Here is an 18140-nt window from a genome sequence, read left to right on the forward strand (position 1 = left end):
TTTTAGCAAAAAACTATTGGTTTTCTAGCATGATTTGCACTGCTGACAGAAAAGTACTGGTTTTTTGAGGCTTAGTATTAGCTTTGTAAGTATGCAGGCTTAGATTGTGTCCATAACGAGCGACATAATAAGGAGCCAATAAATGGAAAAGTTGTATCAGGCGATTCGGCGTTTAGTCAGCAACACCCGTCGTGAGTGGATTTATACCCTGCTGGTTACTTATGGGTATAGTGGTAGCCGCGACTGGAAAGTCTTTGGTTATCAATCATTACAGGAACTCAATCAGGAGATGGTGACATTAAACAAGCCAGCCAGTATTAAAGCTAATTCTGGTATGAACCGTTAATGGCTATGCCATGTTTGGTGTAATGGTATTTGGATAGCTGATAACTCTTTTGTTCCCCCTAAAGAGAAACACTATCACGGAGTGAGTGACTTTATTGCCTCACTCTTTTTTTGTTAGAAAATCCAACAGTTAGATACAAAAACGCCCCCGCATGGCGGAGGCGCTTTTCAGTCACTTAGTCGTTAATAACGATTAAGCTTTTGCGTCGTCAGCTTGTTTCGCCTGGATCGCAGTCAGTGCAACTGTGTAAACGATATCGTCAACCAGTGCGCCACGAGACAGGTCGTTAACAGGCTTGCGCATGCCCTGAAGCATTGGACCGATAGAAACCAGGTCAGCTGAACGCTGTACGGCTTTGTAAGTCGTGTTACCAGTGTTCAGGTCAGGGAATACGAATACAGTCGCTTTACCAGCTACTGGAGAGTTTGGTGCTTTAGAAGCAGCAACGTTTTCCATGATAGCGGCGTCGTACTGTAGAGGACCGTCGATAACTAGATCTGGACGTTTTTCCTGAGCGATGCGAGTTGCTTCACGTACTTTATCTACGTCGGCACCTTTACCAGATTCACCTGTAGAGTAAGAGATCATAGCAACGCGAGGTTCGATACCGAATGCTTTTGCAGAATCTGCAGACTGGATAGCGATTTCTGCTAGCTGCTCAGCGTTTGGATCTGGGTTGATTGCACAGTCACCGTATACCAGTACTTGATCAGGCAGAAGCATGAAGAATACAGAAGATACGATAGATGCATCAGGTGCAGTCTTGATGATCTGGAACGGAGGAACGATGGTGTTCGCTGTTGTGTGAACAGCACCAGAAACCAGGCCGTCTACTTCGTCGTTTTCCAGCATCATTGTGCCTAGGAAAACAGAGTCTTGTAGCTTCTCGCGAGCAACAACTTCAGTCATGCCTTTCGCGCCACGAAGCTCAACCAGGCGAGCAACGTAGTTTTCACGTACTTCATCAGAATTGATGATAGTTACGCCTGAACCCAGAACAACACCTTGCTGCTCAGCAACACGCTTAATTTCTTCTGGGTTACCCAGAAGCACACATTCCGCGATGCCGCGCTCAGCACAGATTGCTGCTGCTTTAACTGTACGAGGTTCGTCACCTTCAGGAAGAACGATACGCTTAGCGGCTTTACGTGCAAGTTCTGTTAGCTCGTAACGGAATGCTGGTGGGCTCAGGCGACGTTCTTTAGTAGAACCTTCAGTCAGAGACTCAATCCACTGGCCGTCGATGTGGCTAGCCACGTATTCGTTAACTAGCTCAACACGCTCTTTGTCGTCGGCTGGAACTTCCAGGCTGAAGCTCTGAAGGTTCAGAGATGTCTGCCAAGTGTTACCTTGTGCAGTCATAACTGGCAGGCCAGTTTCGAATGCGCGCTCACATAGTTCCATTACAGGCTTAGGTAGCTCGTAGCCGCCAGTCAGCAGTAGGGCACCGATTTCAACGCCGTTCATTGCTGCAAGACATGCTGCAACGATAACGTCAGGACGGTCGGCTGAAGTTACTAGCAGTGAACCTGGGCGGAAGTGCTCAACCATGTGCGGGATAGAGCGTGCACAGAAAGTGATGCTCTTGATGCGGCGAGATTCGATTTCACCGTGGTTGATGATTTCAGCGTTCAGGTGGTGTGCAATGTCAGTTGCACGAGTTGCGATCAGCTCAGCGCTCCAAGGTGCACAGCCTAGTACACGGATTGGGCTTGAGTTGAACACTTGCATTACTTCAACGTTTGAAGGAACAGTGCTATCTGCATCGTCAAAGATTTCAGACAGATCAGGACGAGTACGGCCTTCAGCATCTACAGGAGCGTTTAGTTTGTTAACGATAACGCCAGAGATTTGCTCGTTCTTGATACCGCCGAAGTTAGAACATGCTACTTCGATACGCTCTTTAAGTTGTGCAGGGTTATCAGTACCTGGTGCAACAACGAATACGATTTCCGCATCCAGCGTTTTTGCGATTTCAAAGTTGATCTGGTTCGCGAACGGGTGCTTGCGAGTTGGTACCAGACCTTCAATCAGAGCAACTTCTGAATCAGCTGTTGCTTCTTTGAAGCGTGCAACGATACCTTCCAGCAGAACATCGCTTTGGTCGTTACGGATAAGCTCTTCCGCACGAACCATTGAGAAAGGTTCTGCTACTTTCATATCGCTGTTCGCGTGGATGATAGTAGTTGTCAGGTCTGGTTGCTCACCGCCGTGACGAGGCTGAGCGATAGGTTTGAAGAAAGAAACGCGAACACCTTTGCGTTCCATTGCGCGTAGAACACCAAGGCTTACGCTGGTAAGACCAACTCCGGCACCAACCGGAACAAGCATAATAGTACGGGACACTGTGGATTCCTCAACTATTTGACACGAAAGTGCTGTTCAATAACGATTTGGGAACCGTTATTGAACAGCACCACAAGAATAAGTCATAGCTTTCCTATATAGCAGAATGCCATGAAAAACGGCCGGCCTAAGCCAGCCGTTAATAATCGCTATGCCCAAGGCATAGGGAGAATCACTAGATTAGATATTAGTCAGACGAGCTGTATCTTCTGCGATTACTAGTTCTTCGTTAGTAGAAACAACCATTGCAGGGATGCGGCTGTTTTCAGTAGTGATAACACCTTCACCACCGAAACGAGCTTTCAGGTTAGCTTCAGAGTCAACTTCAACACCCAGGATAGCCAGACGGTTAAGAACCATCTCACGGATTGGTGCAGAGTTTTCACCGATACCACCAGTGAAAGTGATTGCGTCCAAACGACCTTCAAGAGTTGCAGTGTAGCCAGCAACGTACTTAGCCAGACGGTGGCAGAATACGTCCATTGCACGAGTTGCTTCTTCTTTGTCGCCGTAGTTGTCTTCAACGAAACGGCAGTCAGAAGTAACGCCAGTCAGACCTAGAAGGCCAGACTCTTTAGTGAACATAGTGTTGATTTCGTCAACGCTCATGCCCAGCTTGTCGTGTAGGTGGAACATAACTGCAGGATCCAGGTCACCACAACGAGTACCCATTACCAGACCTTCCAGTGGAGTCAGACCCATAGAAGTGTCTACAGATTTACCGTTCTTAACCGCACAAACAGAAGCACCGTTACCTAGGTGACAGTTGATGATGTTCAGTTCTTCTTCTGGCTTGTTCAGCAGCTTCGCAGTTTCGCGAGTGATGAACAGGTGAGAAGTACCGTGTGCGCCGTAGCGACGGATGCCGTGCTCTTTGTACAGGTTGTATGGGATAGCGTACAGGTATGCTTCTTCAGGCATAGACTGGTGGAACGCAGTGTCGAATACAGCAACGTTCTGAAGGCTTGGGAAAGACTTCTGAGCTGCTTTGATACCGATGATGTGTGCAGGGTTGTGCAGAGGAGCGAAAGTTGCTGCGTCTTCGATACCCTTAAGTACAACTTCATCGATCAGAGCTGACTGAGTGAACTGCTCGCCGCCGTGTACTACACGGTGACCGATAGCTTTTAGGTTCTCAGCTAGTTCTGGTTTAGAAGCAAGAATAGTATCAACCATGAAAGACAGTGCTTCTTCGTGAGCAGCGCCTTCGCCTAGTTGTGCTTCGTGCTTACCGTCAAGTTTCCACTTGATACGTGCTTCTGGAAGGTGCAGACATTCTGCTAGACCTGACAGGTGCTCTTCACCTGATACTGCGTCAACTACTGCGAACTTTAGAGAAGAACTACCGCAGTTAAGAACTAAAACCAGCTTAGACATGAGTGACTACCTATAATCTGTCTGAGAGTTGATATTCAACTGAAAAAAGTACCCAAAGAATAGACGACGATTGTTTAAGTCTGCCTACACAGGGTTAAATTCGTATGTATTATGTCCATATATAAGAATTGAGGTTACCGCAATTCCGGTCCTTCCTGGAGGTCGCCCTAGGTTGCCAGAACAGTGATTACAGGCAACAATTAGTTTAGGCGTGCTTAGGATAGCGATAGTTAAGCAATTTAACAAAAAGATTTTTAGAAAAATTTAATTTCAATCAAGTTTATTGTCACTAAATTTGAACCTTTACTATTTTTTTTGAGTTTTGGTGTTGTATGAGTCAAAGAATCTCGATCTGGCAGTGCTTCCAAAATGGCCAGCAGTACATGGCAACCTGGCCGATGCGAAAGGAGCTGGCGGTAATGTTCCCGGAGGCCCGTTATATCAGGGCAACCAAATTTGCCAACCGGGTGATGCCTGCTGTTGCTGTGATGAGTGTTTTGAGCCAAATGGCGTTTAATAACTATGATGCATTGCCTCAGGCTATAGTGATTGCTTTGTTTGCTCTGAGTATGCCATTGCAAGGTTTATGGTGGCTTGGTAAGCGAAGCCGTACAGACTTACCGCCGTCACTGGCAACTTGGTATCGTGAAATCCACGATAAAATTCTCAGTGAAGGGCATGCGATGCATCCGTTGAAATCGCGCCCGCGTTACCTCGAGCTGGCACAAGTGCTTAACCGTGCATTTAAGCAGCTGGATAAGGCATCATTGGAGCGGTGGTTTTAATTTTGATGTGTTTCGGGCTGAAAAGCAGACATAAAAAAAGTAGCCGGTTGGCTACTTTTTTGTGAGATGCGATCGGCTTATTCTTCTTCAGCATCGACTTTCTTCTGGCGAACAGCTGGCTTGGCCAGGATTTCCAGATAGAATGAAGTCAGAGCCAGCGATTCCGCTTCATCAATACACTTATTGATTTCTTTGACGTGAATTACCTTTGCTTCCTGCTCGGTGTGGCCATATCGACAGTCGAAATCCCAAAAATCCGCGCCTGCTGGCAGCGCTTTGTTACGCTCCCTTCTCAGGTATTTTTTTACTTCATACTTGACGGCTTCAACAACGCGAGGAACCGCTTTTTTTGGGTGAGTTAAAGCAAATGTTTTTTTCATCGTTTTCCTAAATATTCATAGGCCCGGAACATGCCGGGCACGATGGGTATATTACTTTAAATCTGCGGATGTCGCGAATATCAAGTTTCAAGCAAGGCTAACTAAGTAGCCAGTTATCTTAGGCTAACTCTTCTCCCCGAGCTTTGTTGGACATTTCCAGCGACTAACGCAATGGGGAAAGAATAGCCATGTCATCAACTAATAAAACATTTTGTGGCGGTTTTGTTCAGCCGGGATAAAGCTCTATTGAGCATAATGAATGTGCTTAAGGAAATACTAGCTGTTTCCCCCTACGAACCCCACAAGCTTGGCCGCCGGTGGGATTCGGTTCCTTTCTGCTTTTTCTTTATTCAGGTATTATTCGTAACACTTCAATGTATTGTTTCGGCTGTGTATTTTCTTCATGGCAGCCATCATTTTTTCTTTGCTCATATACCCATTTGGCAGTGGCATAACCTGCACGCGGTAGTCCGGGGCTGAATCTGACAGCTCAGAGGATTCAGACACAGGTGTAACCATCATAACTTTCAGGTTTGGGTTACGAGATTGGATCCGTGAAGCTGTTCCCATCCCCTCTGCGACATGAAAGCGGCCGGCGACGTGGATGATCTTTTTTCCCGGATGAAGAGCGAGATAATTGACCATGCTTTCCGCCATGGTGTCATCCCAGGTGGTCTGTGCGGCAAACTGGCGTTCAGTTTTGGCTTCATTGCCATGGTGCATTGAAGCGGTGAACTTCTGATGGTAAGCATCATCACTCAGTGTCAATGTGTCGGCTGCCCACTGGCGCTCAACGCCTGGCAGGCGGTCAAGATAATCGGCACCGTATTTACCGACGCAGCGCACAATAGATTTCGGTGCATTGGCGGCAATCACATCAAGTTGATACTGTTTGGCGAACTCAACCAGAGGGCGGTAGTTGCTGTCGTAATTCGGCCAGGCATTCGCTTCAGCTTTCAGCGTCTTTTCTCCGATTTCATTGGCCAGATATTGATTGATTATATGTTGTTTGTCCCTGGTGAACTGTTCCATCGACAAAGCAAGGTTTGGGGTTTGCTGATATAGCCGGGCAAAGAGTTGAGCCTGCAATAAATGGGTGCCGGGATGACCATGCCATTCACCGACCAAGATGATGTCGGCATCACGCAGAGCAAAAGCCAGTTCCTCTATATTCATCGCTTTTCCTTGCGGAGAGGTAATGGAGTAATCGTAGAACGTTTGAGGAAGTGCGTTAGATTGTACTTCATTTGGGGTTGATGATGGCTGGGTTGCGCATCCCATTAATAGCCCGGTTAGTCCCAGGGAAAACCATTTTTTCATTATTGTCACCATAGTGGTCGATTTGTTTACGGGCGTGCCTTGCAGATCAGGAAAGCGATAGGGAGAAGCCCCGCCAGAGAAAACAGACACTGATATAACTGTAGACGGTGCGGAATGATAAAAGAGAAGTTATCGCCAGGCAATGCAAATGATAATTAATTGCAGATTGGGTTTTAATTAAGCTGAGAGTTACAACACAGAAAAAGAGGGGGGAAGGGGAGAAGTGCCAGAAGATAAAGAATGTACCAGAAGGTAGATATAGTGATTGTCGGCCCGGATAAGGATATTCGGGCCAACGTTGTGCAGGCTGATTAGCTTCTACGGTAAACGCGGATAGAAAAGTCTGCCTCGCACTGGAAGCCTGAACTTTGTGCGAGTTGCTGCCATACCTCTTTTGAGGTTTTCCACGCAAAAGGTGTCATTTGCATCAGCGCCGTTGCTTCCTCTCCGGAAAGTGTCATGTTGTAGTGAAGCTGTTGGTCTGCAATCAGTTCAAAGCTTTCAATCTCTTCCGCCGCCATGTCGTGCAGGCGGACGCCATCATAGATAAGCTCTTTTAGTTGGTACAGGTGGCGTGCTGCCGGAGTCACGGTTACCAGAATACCGTCGGCTTTGATGGCACGACTGAGTTCGGAGTCTTTGCACGGCGCATAGATTCGCACAACGCCATCTAGCAGACCGTCGGCAAATGGCAGGCGATGGCTTGAACCAACACAGAAGAGGCAGTCCGGGTAGCGCTTAGCCGCATAGCGAACAGCGACTTTCGAAATATCAAGACCGTAGACAGACAGTTCCGGGTGTGCTTGGTTGAGCTGGGTAAACTCTGATGTGTAATAACCCTCACCACAACCGATATCCAGCAGGTGTCGAGACTGTGCCGGTAGGTGCTCGGCAAGCTGTTTTATAACGGCTTCCCTTAGCGGTTGGTAATGTTCCGTATTCAGGAACAGACGGCGCGCCTGCATCATTTCCTTGTTGTCACCAGGATTTTTAGAGCTTTTGTGATGGGCCGGCATCAGGTTGACATAGCCTTCTTTGGCCTGATCGAACTGATGGTTATTTTCACAGCGCCAGGTATTGCTCTGGAGTACAAGGGCTGAATGACATAGTGGGCATTGATAAGACATGGTGAAAACCGGACGGTGAGAAAATCAGCGCGTATTGTAAACATCCGTTATCGGGGCGACAAGGTGAGGTTTATCTCTCGGATTGAGAAAAAGATGAAAAGGGAGGGGAATGGGCTCTGGAACCCATCCGTTGTTGGGGGCTTATAAAAATCAACCACCGCATTTTTCGGTGGTTGATTTAGATTAACTCGAAGCGCGAACCTTATATTCAGCTTTATCTAGATTGTGTTTCTTCATACGTAGATAAAGCTTTTTACGTGGGATCTGCAAGTAGTTGGAAACATCATTAATGCGGCCTGCAAACAGGTACAAGGCATCTTCAATCACCTGCTTCTCGTAACCGTCGACCAGATCATCCAGTGGGCTGCTCATTTGCTCCAGTGGTTTGGTGCGCTCTTGCCCTGCAAGTTTAACGATGCCGATGGCATAAAGTTCCGCGACATTTTTCAGCTCCAATACATTCCCCGGCCACTCATGGCGGTTAAGCGTATTGATATAAGCTTTATCGACGGCTGGAAGCGATTTATTCAGCTTAAGGCAGCTTTGTTTCAGGAAATGGCGGAACAGCGGAGTAATATCACAGCTGCGCTGTTTCAGCGTTGGCAGGCTGAAACGAACCTGACTCAGGAAATAGAAGAGTTCCGGCAGTAGTTTTTCCTGCTCAACCAGACTTTCCGGTGAACCGTCAACAATAACCAGAAGGCGCACTTCTTTTTTCCCTTGACGATCCTGTTCCAGCAAGAAGCGGCAGAGCCATTGCTGGGTTTCAGTTGGCATTATCTGTGGGTTTTTCAGGCACAGGCTACCGCTGCGGGCTGAAATCATCTTACGTTGTAAATCAGCGGTGCAGCTGATTTCCTGGCCTAAGGTTGAAACGTAAGGGCCTTCACTGATTTCGCTGTTTTGGTGTAGTAGTTTGGCAACAGTATGGCGACCTGTGCCACTGTCACCTTCGATCAGTACATCTTTGGTTGTCAGGGCTATATCAGCAATTTGTTCACGGATTTTGATGATCAGTGGGCTGTCGCCTAGTAACATTTCAGATGCTGAAAGATTAAGGGTATTGCGCTGTTCAATTTTTCGTTTCCGTTCCGGCAGGTGCTTTTCAAGTAAGGCTAGCAGTTCAGCTGGCTGAAGAGGTTTTTGCAGGAAATCGAGAGCGCCTTTCTTCAGGGCATCGACAGCCATCGGAATATCACCATGACCAGTGATCATAATCACCGGAAGCTCAGGATCCAGTTCCCGAACTTTTTCAAGCAGTTCCATACCACTCAGACCCGGCATGTACATGTCAGTTACAACTACGCCTGGCCAGTCTTTGTGGAGCATATTGATAGCCACTGTTGGATCGGTTGCTGTCAGGGCTTTGTAGCCGGATACTTCAAGCAAATGTTGATAAGCTTCGACAACATCCTGGTCATCGTCGATGATCAGTACTTCTATATCATTATTTATCATCATGTTTATTTAACTCCAGTACGACCATAGCGCCACCTTGAAGGTTTGAGGCAAGAAAAATATCGCCATCAAAGCGGTTCATGATAGAGCGGCAAATACTTAAACCGAGGCCAAGGCCGACCTCTTTTGTTGTGGTAAATGGAATGAAAAGTTTTTTTATTATTCCTGCGTCAAAGCCTTTACCGCTATCGCAGACTGCAATGCGGATACGGCTATTTTCGCAGGCTAGCTCACTGACGGTAATTTCGCGCAGTTCACAGCTTGCGACGCTGTCGCAACTGTTAACCAGCAGGTTAACCAATACCTGTTCCAGTTGTACTTGATCGGCCTGAACCCTCAGCGGATAGTTAATGTCGCTGGTGATTCTGGTTTTTTGTACTTTGGCTCGACTCTCGACGATCAGCATTGCCTGCTGGAAGCAGGAAGGAACGTCAACCGGAATGAGCGGGCTGCTGGCCGATTGCTTTTTAGAGAAGCTGCGTAAGCTGGCAACAATCCGTCCCATACGGGAAGTCAGATTGTCTATCTTCTCTAGACTGTTTGGCAGCTTGGTATAATTTTCTCTTTCGATTGCCATTTTTGTTGCGAAGACATGGGTAGAAATAGCTGACAACGGCTGGTTGAGTTCGTGAGCCAGCGAGGTCATTGTCTGACCGACGACAGCCATCTTGGCGGCTTGGATCAATTCGTCTTGAGTGGAGCGCAGATCGGCTTCAACCCGTTTACGATCTTCGATCTCTGCTTTGAGCTGGCGGTTACGGTTGGTCAGGGACTGGGTTTTTTCCCGAACCATTTTTTCCAGCCAGCGGGCGGCATTTTCTTGCTCGGTAATATCTGTCATGGTGACGATTACCTTCTCGAAGCTGCCCTGTTGGAACAGGCGGAAATCCAGCCGTAGATAGAGGTTATTCTCTGACTCTTGGGCGTGCTTTAGGGTCAGCTGACATGCGCTGTTTAGTAACAAGGGACTGTTTTCATCAAACAGCGACTGCAGGCGAGGTTGCATTTTGTTGTCAAATAGCGACCAGACAGTTTTGTTTTGTGGGAAGGTGTCATAACGAAACAGGGTCTGCGCGCTTGGGTTAACTGATTCAACCTGGCCGTTGAGATCGCAGGTAATAATACTGGCTTGGGTATTATTTATCAGGTTAAGGGCATTACTTCGCTGCATTTCCTGCATCTGCTGGCAGAAATGGCGCAGGTTGTCGCCAAGTTTGCCGATTTCATCATTACCAGAGATCTGGATTTGGGCATTCAGGTGATCGTTAGCCACCGCCGCCAGATCCTGTGACAGCAGGTTCAGGCGTTTGACAATACCGCGGCCGACCAAGTAAATCGACAGAATAACAGACAGGAAAATTGACAGGATAACCACAACAAACAAGATCAGGTTGCTGAGCTGAACAGCCTCGCGGGTCTGCTCATTGAGTTCGCGAAGTGATGTATTCTCTTTTTCTACTATCGCCTGGATGACCTCTTCTTGATGTTTTAGGCGAGCCTGGATCTGCCTCTCAAATTTATCGATGGCGTTATGCAGTTCAACATCCAGCCTCAGTTGTTGTTCTAGGATGCCGTTGGGTTCCACTATGGTGATCAATTCCTGCAGCAATTGTCGGTATGAAACGGTTGACGGGTAATGGTTAAGTGCTTGGCTCATTTTGCTGACTTCATCGGTTTTATAACCGATAAAGTAGAAAGCATTGCCAAGATCCCGACTCTGACGTTGCTGAATGATTTCTTGTACCAGCTGATACAACTCGCTTTCATGCACAGTGATTGACTGGATCAGGGAAAACTCAGTCATTACATCGGCAACAGCCTCTATGTTGATGGCATTAGGGAGCATCCGGGTCAGCTGCCACTCGACTTCCTGACGGATAGGTGTCAGCTCATCAACCAGATCCTGATGAAGCCATTTAATGTTGTTTTCAGTTTGTGCCAGGGATGCATGCTGCATGTTGTGCCGGTAGAGTAGGTTGGCGTAAACCGCGGTATCGGTCAGCAATGCTTCATGTTCGGCCTTGATACTCGGATGCAGTTCGGTCAACGAAGTGTGGTTGATTGTATTGGTAATTCTTGCCAGTTTTTCGTCAACTTTTTGCTTCAGTTCACCATGCAGCAACGGATCGTGATTATTACCAAGCTGGTTCAGCGCCGCCTGCAGACCGGCAGTGTTCCGTTCCAGTTGGTAACTGGTTTTTAAGGTCGGGATATTTTTTTCGACGATGGAGTTTATTTGATCGTCCAGCGTTTCCCATGTAACAGCCGCAATCATACTCACACTGATAGTGAGGGTTGCCATAAAGCTGATAGCCAGGATCAGGTTTTTACCTATGGTATTGCGAAATGGCATCAGCGCTCCTTTTGTGCGCTGGCAAGGATCAGCTCTGAGATTCGGATAGATTGTTCCAGCTGTTTAGCCATCGCTGTTCGCCAGTTATTTGTCTGTCTGGCGGTAAAAACATCTGATGGTGACATAGTCAGCCGATTGAAGTAATTGCTGCTTTTTGCCTGTTCTTCTGAAATCGGTGGCGTAGAGGCCAGTTGTTGAGCCAGCTTATATTGTTGGCGTTGGGCTTCGGTTAGCGAGTTAAGCTGGCTTATTTTATGGAGCAGCTGCCAGGCCTGATTAAGGCTGACCAACTGGTGGCTGATCACCTGCTCAAATAACTGCATTACCAGCACGTCACGTTGAGATACTAGCTGATGATCAAGCGCCTTAACGATGAAAGGCATGCTCTCTGTTTGTTTGAGGTTATGTTTATGTACAGAGCCTTCCAACATATTGCTCTGGACGGGCTCAGACAACATAAACTCGATAAATGCGAGTGTGTCTTTGGCTTGATGGGTGTTTTTCAGTGCTGCAATATAGCTTGGCAGGTGCGGGCTGTTTTCCTGATAGCGGAAACCGATGAACGGGAATTGTTGGCTGCTTTGTGAGGCAAAGTTGTCGAGAACAATGCCAATACCGGCCAGACCACGAGAGACTGCATCGTTGACGCCAAAGCTTCTGGCTGATACTGAGGCAAGGTTTCCGCCAATTTGAAGCAGCAGTTTCCAGCCTTGTTCCCAACCGTAGTGTTGCAAGATGTTTTCAATGACCAGATGAGTAAAACCAGAACGCGCCGGACTGCTCATAATGACATGATGGTAATACTGAGGTTGAGCCAGACTCTCTAATGAGTCCGGAATATCAAGCCGGTGCTTTTGTAAATATTTTGTGTTCCACATCAGGCCATAGCCAGAGCAGGCAAAGACAGTGACATTGTCTGGTAACTGATGGAGTCGGGTTTGTCTTTTTGCCGACGGAGTCAGTTGAATGTCACCCAGCGGTAGAAATTCATTTTTTTCAATGACAGGCATAAACGCCAGTCGTGATGATGAAATGACTATATCAATATCATGAGCTTGTTTTTCCAGCAGGCGAAGCCCGGCCTCTCCACGACGATGGAGTACCTTAACCGAGGTTTCGGGATGTTGTTGTTTAAATTGCTGGATCACGGGTTCAATAGAGGACTCGGAAAAAGTTGTTAAGATAATTAAATTATTTGTTGATTTAGCAAGGCAGACTGAAGAAAAAAACAGACAAATAATAAGTAAACGGTTCATGAATTAATAACTTACCTTGCATTGACAGTCCCTATATACAAGGTTATTTGATTGGTTTGTAGTGAATTAAGTCAGGTGGGTTAGGATTTTCTAATAGTGCTATCGATTTTGTATTTGTAACTGTTTGTTATGAGTCAGGGGTGACACATCATGACATTAAATACTGCTTAATGTCACATTTTTCTGGTGTTGGAGCAGATGAAACCGAGGTGTTAATAAGATGTCTGCCGATGTTCTTTTTTGCTATCAATAAATTGGGCTGAATAGAACGATTAGCTATATATAAATATAAACCGCCCATAAAAGAAAACCGGAGCCAGGCTCCGGTTTTCTTTTAGAAAAATCGCTGGAAATTAAGCGTTCTGGATCTGTTGGATTTCTGTTGCAGACAGGTGGTACTGACGCGGGCAGTTACGCCAGGTTTGCAGCATGCGCTGGTATTTTTCCAGCATCGGAACCTGGCTGTTGAAATGGTGTTCTGCTTTATCAAACTGAGGGTAAAGACCTTCTTCTTCGGTCAGGAAGCGAACATAGTGCACAAGCTGAGATTCTGTTGCCGCATCAAAGCCAAGGAACTGCAGACGGCGTTGGTCTACTTGTTTCTGGTTTTCTTCACTCAGCATTTTGTATGATTCCTGCATGGCATGATGCATTTCCATGAAATCAATGATGGTGCGACATTCTTCTTCTTCAAGGCAGCCAAAATCTTTATTAAGTTCACGCATCTGCAGGCCGTAACCACGTTCTACAATGGTTTGCAGGCGACGGTATTTTTCGGCGTTCTCAGGGGTCAGCTGAGCCATCAGGTAGTACTGGTTAGAAAGAATCAGACGTTGTGCGTTAGTCATTTCCATAATGATAGGCCTTTAATTATTTATTGAGCTGGCTTTGAGATTATCAGGTTAATTGCAAAAAAAATTGATCTGACGACATCTTTGCGGACGATTTCTTGTTAAAAAATCATGTTTGGCTAAAGCTTGTCCAATCAGGTTTGAAGCTGATGTTTTAACAATATTTACCCTTATTCATTACATGGTTATTGTCGGGTTAATCTTTTAATTTTAGCTTATCAACCTTAAAGGAAAGTGACAGGGATGACGGCGTTGCAGTGGTGCGGACTCCTGCTCTGGCTGGCGATTCTTGTGTTGAGGTACCCACGGGAATTCTGGTCGAAGTTCAGAGCGGAAAGTGACTACCAGCATTTGGTGATGGCAAGTGTGTTGGTATTGTTTCTGCTCTGGAGCCTGAGGGCCGGGATCGCAGAGGGGCTTCAGGTGCATTTCCTGGCACTGACTGTGCTGATTCTCTGTCACGGCTGGAAGATAGCTGTTTTGATTGGCTCTTTGCCTGTTGTGGGGTTGAGCTTGTTCGGGATGGTTGCCTGGCCGGATGCCGGGCTGTATGCCATGACGGGAGTTGTGTTGCCGATAACCTTTAGTTACGGCTTTTTCCTCTTTACCTACCGTTTCCTGCCCAGGCATTTGTTTGTTTACCTCTTTGTCGGGGCTTTCTTCAACGGCGCGCTGACAATGGCGGTGCATTTGTTGCTGACCAGCGGTTGGGTATTTTTCAGCAACCTGTATTCATGGCACTACATTGTTGAAAATTATCTGGCATTACTGCCTTTGCTGTTATTTCCGGAAGCACTACTCAATGGGATGGCGATGACGTTGCTGGTGGTGTATAAGCCGGAGTGGGTGAGGACGTTTGCGGACAGAGACTATATCTATTCATCCCGTGATCGGGATGAATAGATAGGGTGGAAGTGAGTTGAAGATCAGCTCAAACCGGTGATGTTACCGTCTTCATCAATATCCATTTCCATGAAGGCCGGCCTTTCAGGCAGGCCCGGCATGGTCATAACATTGCCGCACAGTGCATAGATAAAACCGGCGCCGGCGCAAAGCTTCAGCTCACGGATCGGAATGGTGAAATCAGTCGGAGCACCTTTGAGACTCGGATCATGGCTGATAGATAGCGGGGTTTTTGCCATGCAAACTGCCAGATTGTCGTGACCCAGAGCTTTAAGTTCAGCCAGTTGGTTTTTAGCTAGCTCGGAAAGTTCAATGCCTCGACCGCCGTAACCGACTTCTGCCACTGTCATCAATTTCTCTTCCAGAGTTTGTTCAAGGTTGTACAGCGGCTTGAATTGAGCCGGTGTTTCACAAGCTTTTACGACCGCGTTGGCCAGCTCAATCGCTCCTTCACCACCTTTACCGAATGCTTCGCTGATTGCTACATCGACATGGCAGCCAAACTCTTCGGCTTCAACCATGGCTTTTAGCTGGGTAAGTTCAGCATCAGTGTCCTGTGGGAAGCGGTTGATTGCTACTACCACCGGGATCCCGTATTTGGCTGCGTTACGGATATGCCATTTCAGGTTGGCAAAACCAGCCTGCAGTGCCTGTTCATCCGGTGCAAAAATCGCTTCAGGTAATGCCTGGCCCGGGCGCAGATCATACAAGCCAGAGTTGGCTTTAAGGCCTCGCAGTGTTGCAACGACAACCGCACAATCCGGTCCGCGATCAGCTTGCTGCGCTTTGATGTTACAGGCTTTCTCGAAACCCATGTCTGAACCGAAGCCGCCTTCGGTAATGGTGAAGTCGCTTAGCTTCAGGGCAATACGATCAGCAATGACAGATGAGTTGCCGTGGGCAATATTGGCGAATGGGCCTGCATGGATTAATGTCGGAACACCTTCCAGGGTTTGCATCAGGGTTGGCTCTATGGCTTCGCACATAGTGACAGCCATGGCTCCGGCTACTTTGAGGTCTTCTGCTGTTACCGGTTTACCATCAAGGTTATAAGCCATAACGGTGCGGCCGATACGTTGGCGCATGTCCTTGAGATCTTTTGACAGGGCAAGGATAGCCATCAGCTCAGAGGCCGCCGAGATATCAAAGCCGTCTTCACGGGCAATGCCATTGATGGTTTTACCCGGCTCATTGTTGCCGACCGTGATCATACGCAGGGCGCGATCGTTGTGATCCATTACGCGCTTCCAGCTGATGCGGTTGATATCAATGCGCAGTGCCTTTAGGCCGGTCTTCTCTTCAAATGCATCGTAACCATGGCGCTGTTCATGGTAAATCCGGGCATCCAGAGCTGCTGCTGCGAGGTTGTGGGCTGCGCTGACCGCGTGGATATCGCCGGTCAGGTGCAGGTTCAGCTTTTCCATTGGAGCTACCTGACTGTAGCCTCCACCGGCTGCGCCACCTTTGACGCCAAAAACCGGCCCCATTGATGGTTGGCGGATGCACGCCATAACGCTTTGGTTGATTTTGGCCAGCCCTTGAGCCAGTCCGATGGTGGTTACGGTTTTGCCTTCGCCTAGCGGAGTCGGGGTAATGGCGGTAACCAGTACTAATTTACCTTCTTTTCGGTCACTCAGACGATTGAGGATAGAGGGCTTTACTTTCGCTTTCAGGCTGCCCTGGGGAGATAAGTCGTCCGGTAGAATTCCTGCTTGTTCTGCGATTTGCTCAATTGGGGTCAGTGTGGTGTCACGACAGATTTGAATATCACTTTTCATGGGCGGCCATAACCTCGCATTGGTAGCAATAGAGATATTGCATCGAACTGCTTTTGCAGGTCACGCAATCGTTTGCGTTTGGTTTATACCATAATTTTATCACGTATATGTAGAAAAAATCCGATGTTAGTGTGGTTTATTTGTTCTTAATTAAATCCTTGCCAGATGTGGAGGAGTAATGAGGAGGAAAAAAGAAAACCTGCCGGATATACCGGCAGGTGGTTCAGCGATTAAGCTGTTTCAGTTTTAGCCTGAGCTTGGTCTAACTCAGAAACAGAAACCAGGCTGCCGTATACCGGGCGTAGGGCCTTGATGATATCGTGGCGGCTGATCATACCAACCAGTTGCTCGTCTTTGACAACCGGGAAGCTTTGCGGACGGCTTACAACCATAGTGCGGGCACGCTCAGTCAGTGATTGGGTAGTCATTTGAGTTGCGATACCGCTGCTGCTTACCGGGTACAGGATGTTCTTGTCGATGCTCATGTACTCAGCAATTTCCAGAATTGAATTGTCTGGGCTTACTGTCTGGATTTCATGCTTCATCAGATCCTGCACTTTGCATTCTGCATCTGGCATGTAGTCGTTACACCATAGGTCAACCAGCGCATCATGAACAGAGAAGAAGCCAACAAGGCGGTTGTCGCTGGACAGAACCGGCGCACCTGACTGTTCTTCTTTCATCAGAATATCCAGCGCCTGTGCAACAGGCATACCTGGTTGCAGAGTCGTAGTTGCCGGACGCATGTAATCGTTCACTAATAGGTTTTCCTGAAGCATAGCGTTGTCCTTGTTTAAAACGGTGGAGTTAGAAAAATCCGGGGTGATGATGGTTGCAGTGGCTTGGTGCGTCTTATTTGAGCTGAAGATAGACCAGTAGCTCAGGCCGACAAGCACGCCGCCGCCAACAATGTTGCCCAGGGTGACTGGGATCAGGTTGGCAAAAATGAAGTTATGGATATTGAGGTCGGCAAACTGTTCAGGCGAAACTCCCAGGTTCAGCCAGAATGATTCCGGGGCAATGTTCTGAATAGTAATACCCAGCGGGATCATGAACATGTTTGCGACGCTGTGCTCAAAACCGGTGCTGACAAACATCGCAACCGGCAGGATCATCATGGCCATTTTGGTCATCATGTTGTTTGAGCAGAAGGTCATCCAGATAGCAAGACAAACCAACAGGTTACACAGCACCCCCAGAGAGAAAGCTTCCAGTGGCTGGTGGTGAAGTTTGTGCTGGGCAACGTGCAGGGCGTTAAGACCCCATTGGCCGCCGTCCAGTTGGTAAAGGCTACCCATGGTTACCAGGCTTAGCAGCAGCATCGCCCCCAGGAAGTTACCGAAATAAACTTTGCCCCAGGTTGCCAGCATACGGCCGGTGGTTATGTGTTTATTGGCACGGGCGATGGAAGACAGAACTGTACTGGTGAACAGTTCACCGCCGCAAATTACGACTAGGATCAGGCCCATACTGAATGCCAGGCCACCGAACAGACGGTTCAGGCCCCAGCCCAGGTTGCTGCCTGTGGTTACAGTGATGTAGAACACGAAAGCCAGGCCGATGAAGACACCGGCGGTAATCGCCAGTGAGATCGTGGTGCGGGTTGGTTTAGAAGCTTTGCCAACCGCGTACGCTTCTGCCTGTTTCATCATCTCCTTCGGAGTGAAGTTATGGTTATTATTGGTTGCTGTTGACGCAGCCATGTCAAAATTCTCCTTTAAGTTTACTGACACTCCGGTGCGGGATGCGTGTTTGCGCTTTGGTTAGTAATGTCACTTTTCCTCCTCTGTGTGACGTGAATTACTGAGCGTCAGAATAAGTGGGAGCAAAGTCTTGAGTAAAATTGATAATTTCTTTAAC

Annotated in this window: 14 protein-coding genes; 3 read left to right on the forward strand and 11 right to left on the reverse strand. The window is 47.6% G+C overall.

Annotated elements, in window-relative coordinates:
• The first annotated feature begins 142 nt into the window (after positions 1-142).
• On the forward strand, positions 143-346 hold the full coding sequence (locus C942_RS15710) for a hypothetical protein (protein WP_007467430.1): 204 nt from the start codon (positions 143-145) through the stop codon (positions 344-346).
• A gap of 192 nt (positions 347-538) precedes the next feature.
• Here the strand turns inward: C942_RS15710 and pta are convergent, their stop codons facing one another.
• On the reverse strand, positions 539-2692 hold the full coding sequence (gene pta, locus C942_RS15715; protein WP_007467432.1) for a phosphate acetyltransferase: 2154 nt from the start codon (positions 2690-2692) through the stop codon (positions 539-541).
• Between the two features lie 180 nt (positions 2693-2872).
• Positions 2873-4069, reverse strand: a complete 1197-nt coding sequence (locus C942_RS15720) for an acetate kinase (RefSeq protein WP_007467436.1) — start codon at positions 4067-4069, stop codon at positions 2873-2875.
• Positions 4070-4401: 332 nt separating this feature from the next.
• Between C942_RS15720 and yfbV the strand changes: the two genes are divergently transcribed.
• Positions 4402-4854 (forward strand): terminus macrodomain insulation protein YfbV, encoded by a 453-nt coding sequence (gene yfbV, locus C942_RS15725; protein WP_036800521.1) that lies wholly within the window; start codon positions 4402-4404, stop codon positions 4852-4854.
• 77 nt (positions 4855-4931) lie between these two features.
• Here yfbV and C942_RS15730 read toward each other — a convergent pair whose 3' ends face one another.
• From C942_RS15730 to C942_RS15760, 7 genes are all read right to left on the reverse strand, one after another.
• Positions 4932-5234 (reverse strand): DUF6172 family protein, encoded by a 303-nt coding sequence (locus tag C942_RS15730; RefSeq protein ID WP_007467440.1) that lies wholly within the window; start codon positions 5232-5234, stop codon positions 4932-4934.
• Between the two features lie 357 nt (positions 5235-5591).
• Positions 5592-6554, reverse strand: a complete 963-nt coding sequence (locus C942_RS15735) for a ChaN family lipoprotein (RefSeq protein WP_007467442.1) — start codon at positions 6552-6554, stop codon at positions 5592-5594.
• A 311-nt stretch (positions 6555-6865) separates the two neighbouring features.
• On the reverse strand, positions 6866-7681 hold the full coding sequence (gene rlmA / locus C942_RS15740; RefSeq protein WP_007467444.1) for a 23S rRNA (guanine(745)-N(1))-methyltransferase: 816 nt from the start codon (positions 7679-7681) through the stop codon (positions 6866-6868).
• A gap of 183 nt (positions 7682-7864) precedes the next feature.
• Complete coding sequence (locus C942_RS15745; protein WP_036800524.1) at positions 7865-9142, reverse strand: sigma-54-dependent transcriptional regulator; 1278 nt, start codon at positions 9140-9142, stop codon at positions 7865-7867.
• Entirely contained in the window at positions 9129-11492 is a 2364-nt protein-coding gene (locus tag C942_RS15750; RefSeq protein WP_007467448.1) for an ATP-binding protein, read from the reverse strand. The genes C942_RS15745 and C942_RS15750 overlap by 14 nt, the downstream gene beginning before the upstream one ends.
• Positions 11492-12748, reverse strand: a complete 1257-nt coding sequence (locus C942_RS15755; protein ID WP_007467450.1) for an ABC transporter substrate-binding protein — start codon at positions 12746-12748, stop codon at positions 11492-11494. Before C942_RS15755 ends, C942_RS15750 begins: the two co-directional genes overlap by 1 nt.
• A gap of 353 nt (positions 12749-13101) precedes the next feature.
• Entirely contained in the window at positions 13102-13602 is a 501-nt protein-coding gene (locus tag C942_RS15760; protein WP_007467452.1) for a YfbU family protein, read from the reverse strand.
• Between the two features lie 240 nt (positions 13603-13842).
• Between C942_RS15760 and C942_RS15765 the strand changes: the two genes are divergently transcribed.
• Entirely contained in the window at positions 13843-14502 is a 660-nt protein-coding gene (locus tag C942_RS15765) for an energy-coupling factor ABC transporter permease (RefSeq protein WP_007467454.1), read from the forward strand.
• Between the two features lie 23 nt (positions 14503-14525).
• Here the strand turns inward: C942_RS15765 and C942_RS15770 are convergent, their stop codons facing one another.
• Together C942_RS15770 and focA are read right to left on the reverse strand one after the other, a co-directional pair.
• Complete coding sequence (locus C942_RS15770; protein WP_007467456.1) at positions 14526-16280, reverse strand: formate--tetrahydrofolate ligase; 1755 nt, start codon at positions 16278-16280, stop codon at positions 14526-14528.
• Between the two features lie 230 nt (positions 16281-16510).
• The gene (gene focA, locus C942_RS15775; protein WP_007467457.1) at positions 16511-17983 is read right to left on the reverse strand and encodes a formate transporter FocA; all 1473 of its coding nucleotides are present in this window, start codon (positions 17981-17983) and stop codon (positions 16511-16513) included.
• Positions 17984-18140: the final 157 nt, after the last annotated feature.

Origin of the sequence: Photobacterium marinum (assembly GCF_000331515.1) — a bacterium.
Taxonomy (GTDB): domain Bacteria; phylum Pseudomonadota; class Gammaproteobacteria; order Enterobacterales; family Vibrionaceae; genus Photobacterium; species Photobacterium marinum.

Bases quoted from the DNA above. Each gene is read 5' to 3' on its own strand.
- C942_RS15745 (WP_036800524.1), bottom strand. From the start codon at position 9,142: ATGATGATAAATAATGATATAGAAGTACTGATCATCGACGATGACCAG.
- rlmA (WP_007467444.1), bottom strand. From the start codon at position 7,681: ATGTCTTATCAATGCCCACTATGTCATTCAGCCCTTGTACTCCAGAGC.
- C942_RS15710 (WP_007467430.1), top strand. From the start codon at position 143: ATGGAAAAGTTGTATCAGGCGATTCGGCGTTTAGTCAGCAACACCCGT.
- C942_RS15750 (WP_007467448.1), bottom strand. From the start codon at position 11,492: ATGCCATTTCGCAATACCATAGGTAAAAACCTGATCCTGGCTATCAGC.
- yfbV (WP_036800521.1), top strand. From the start codon at position 4,402: ATGAGTCAAAGAATCTCGATCTGGCAGTGCTTCCAAAATGGCCAGCAG.
- C942_RS15720 (WP_007467436.1), bottom strand. From the start codon at position 4,069: ATGTCTAAGCTGGTTTTAGTTCTTAACTGCGGTAGTTCTTCTCTAAAG.
- focA (WP_007467457.1), bottom strand. From the start codon at position 17,983: ATGGCTGCGTCAACAGCAACCAATAATAACCATAACTTCACTCCGAAG.
- C942_RS15755 (WP_007467450.1), bottom strand. From the start codon at position 12,748: ATGAACCGTTTACTTATTATTTGTCTGTTTTTTTCTTCAGTCTGCCTT.
- C942_RS15730 (WP_007467440.1), bottom strand. From the start codon at position 5,234: ATGAAAAAAACATTTGCTTTAACTCACCCAAAAAAAGCGGTTCCTCGC.
- C942_RS15770 (WP_007467456.1), bottom strand. From the start codon at position 16,280: ATGAAAAGTGATATTCAAATCTGTCGTGACACCACACTGACCCCAATT.
- C942_RS15735 (WP_007467442.1), bottom strand. From the start codon at position 6,554: ATGAAAAAATGGTTTTCCCTGGGACTAACCGGGCTATTAATGGGATGC.
- C942_RS15765 (WP_007467454.1), top strand. From the start codon at position 13,843: ATGACGGCGTTGCAGTGGTGCGGACTCCTGCTCTGGCTGGCGATTCTT.
- C942_RS15760 (WP_007467452.1), bottom strand. From the start codon at position 13,602: ATGGAAATGACTAACGCACAACGTCTGATTCTTTCTAACCAGTACTAC.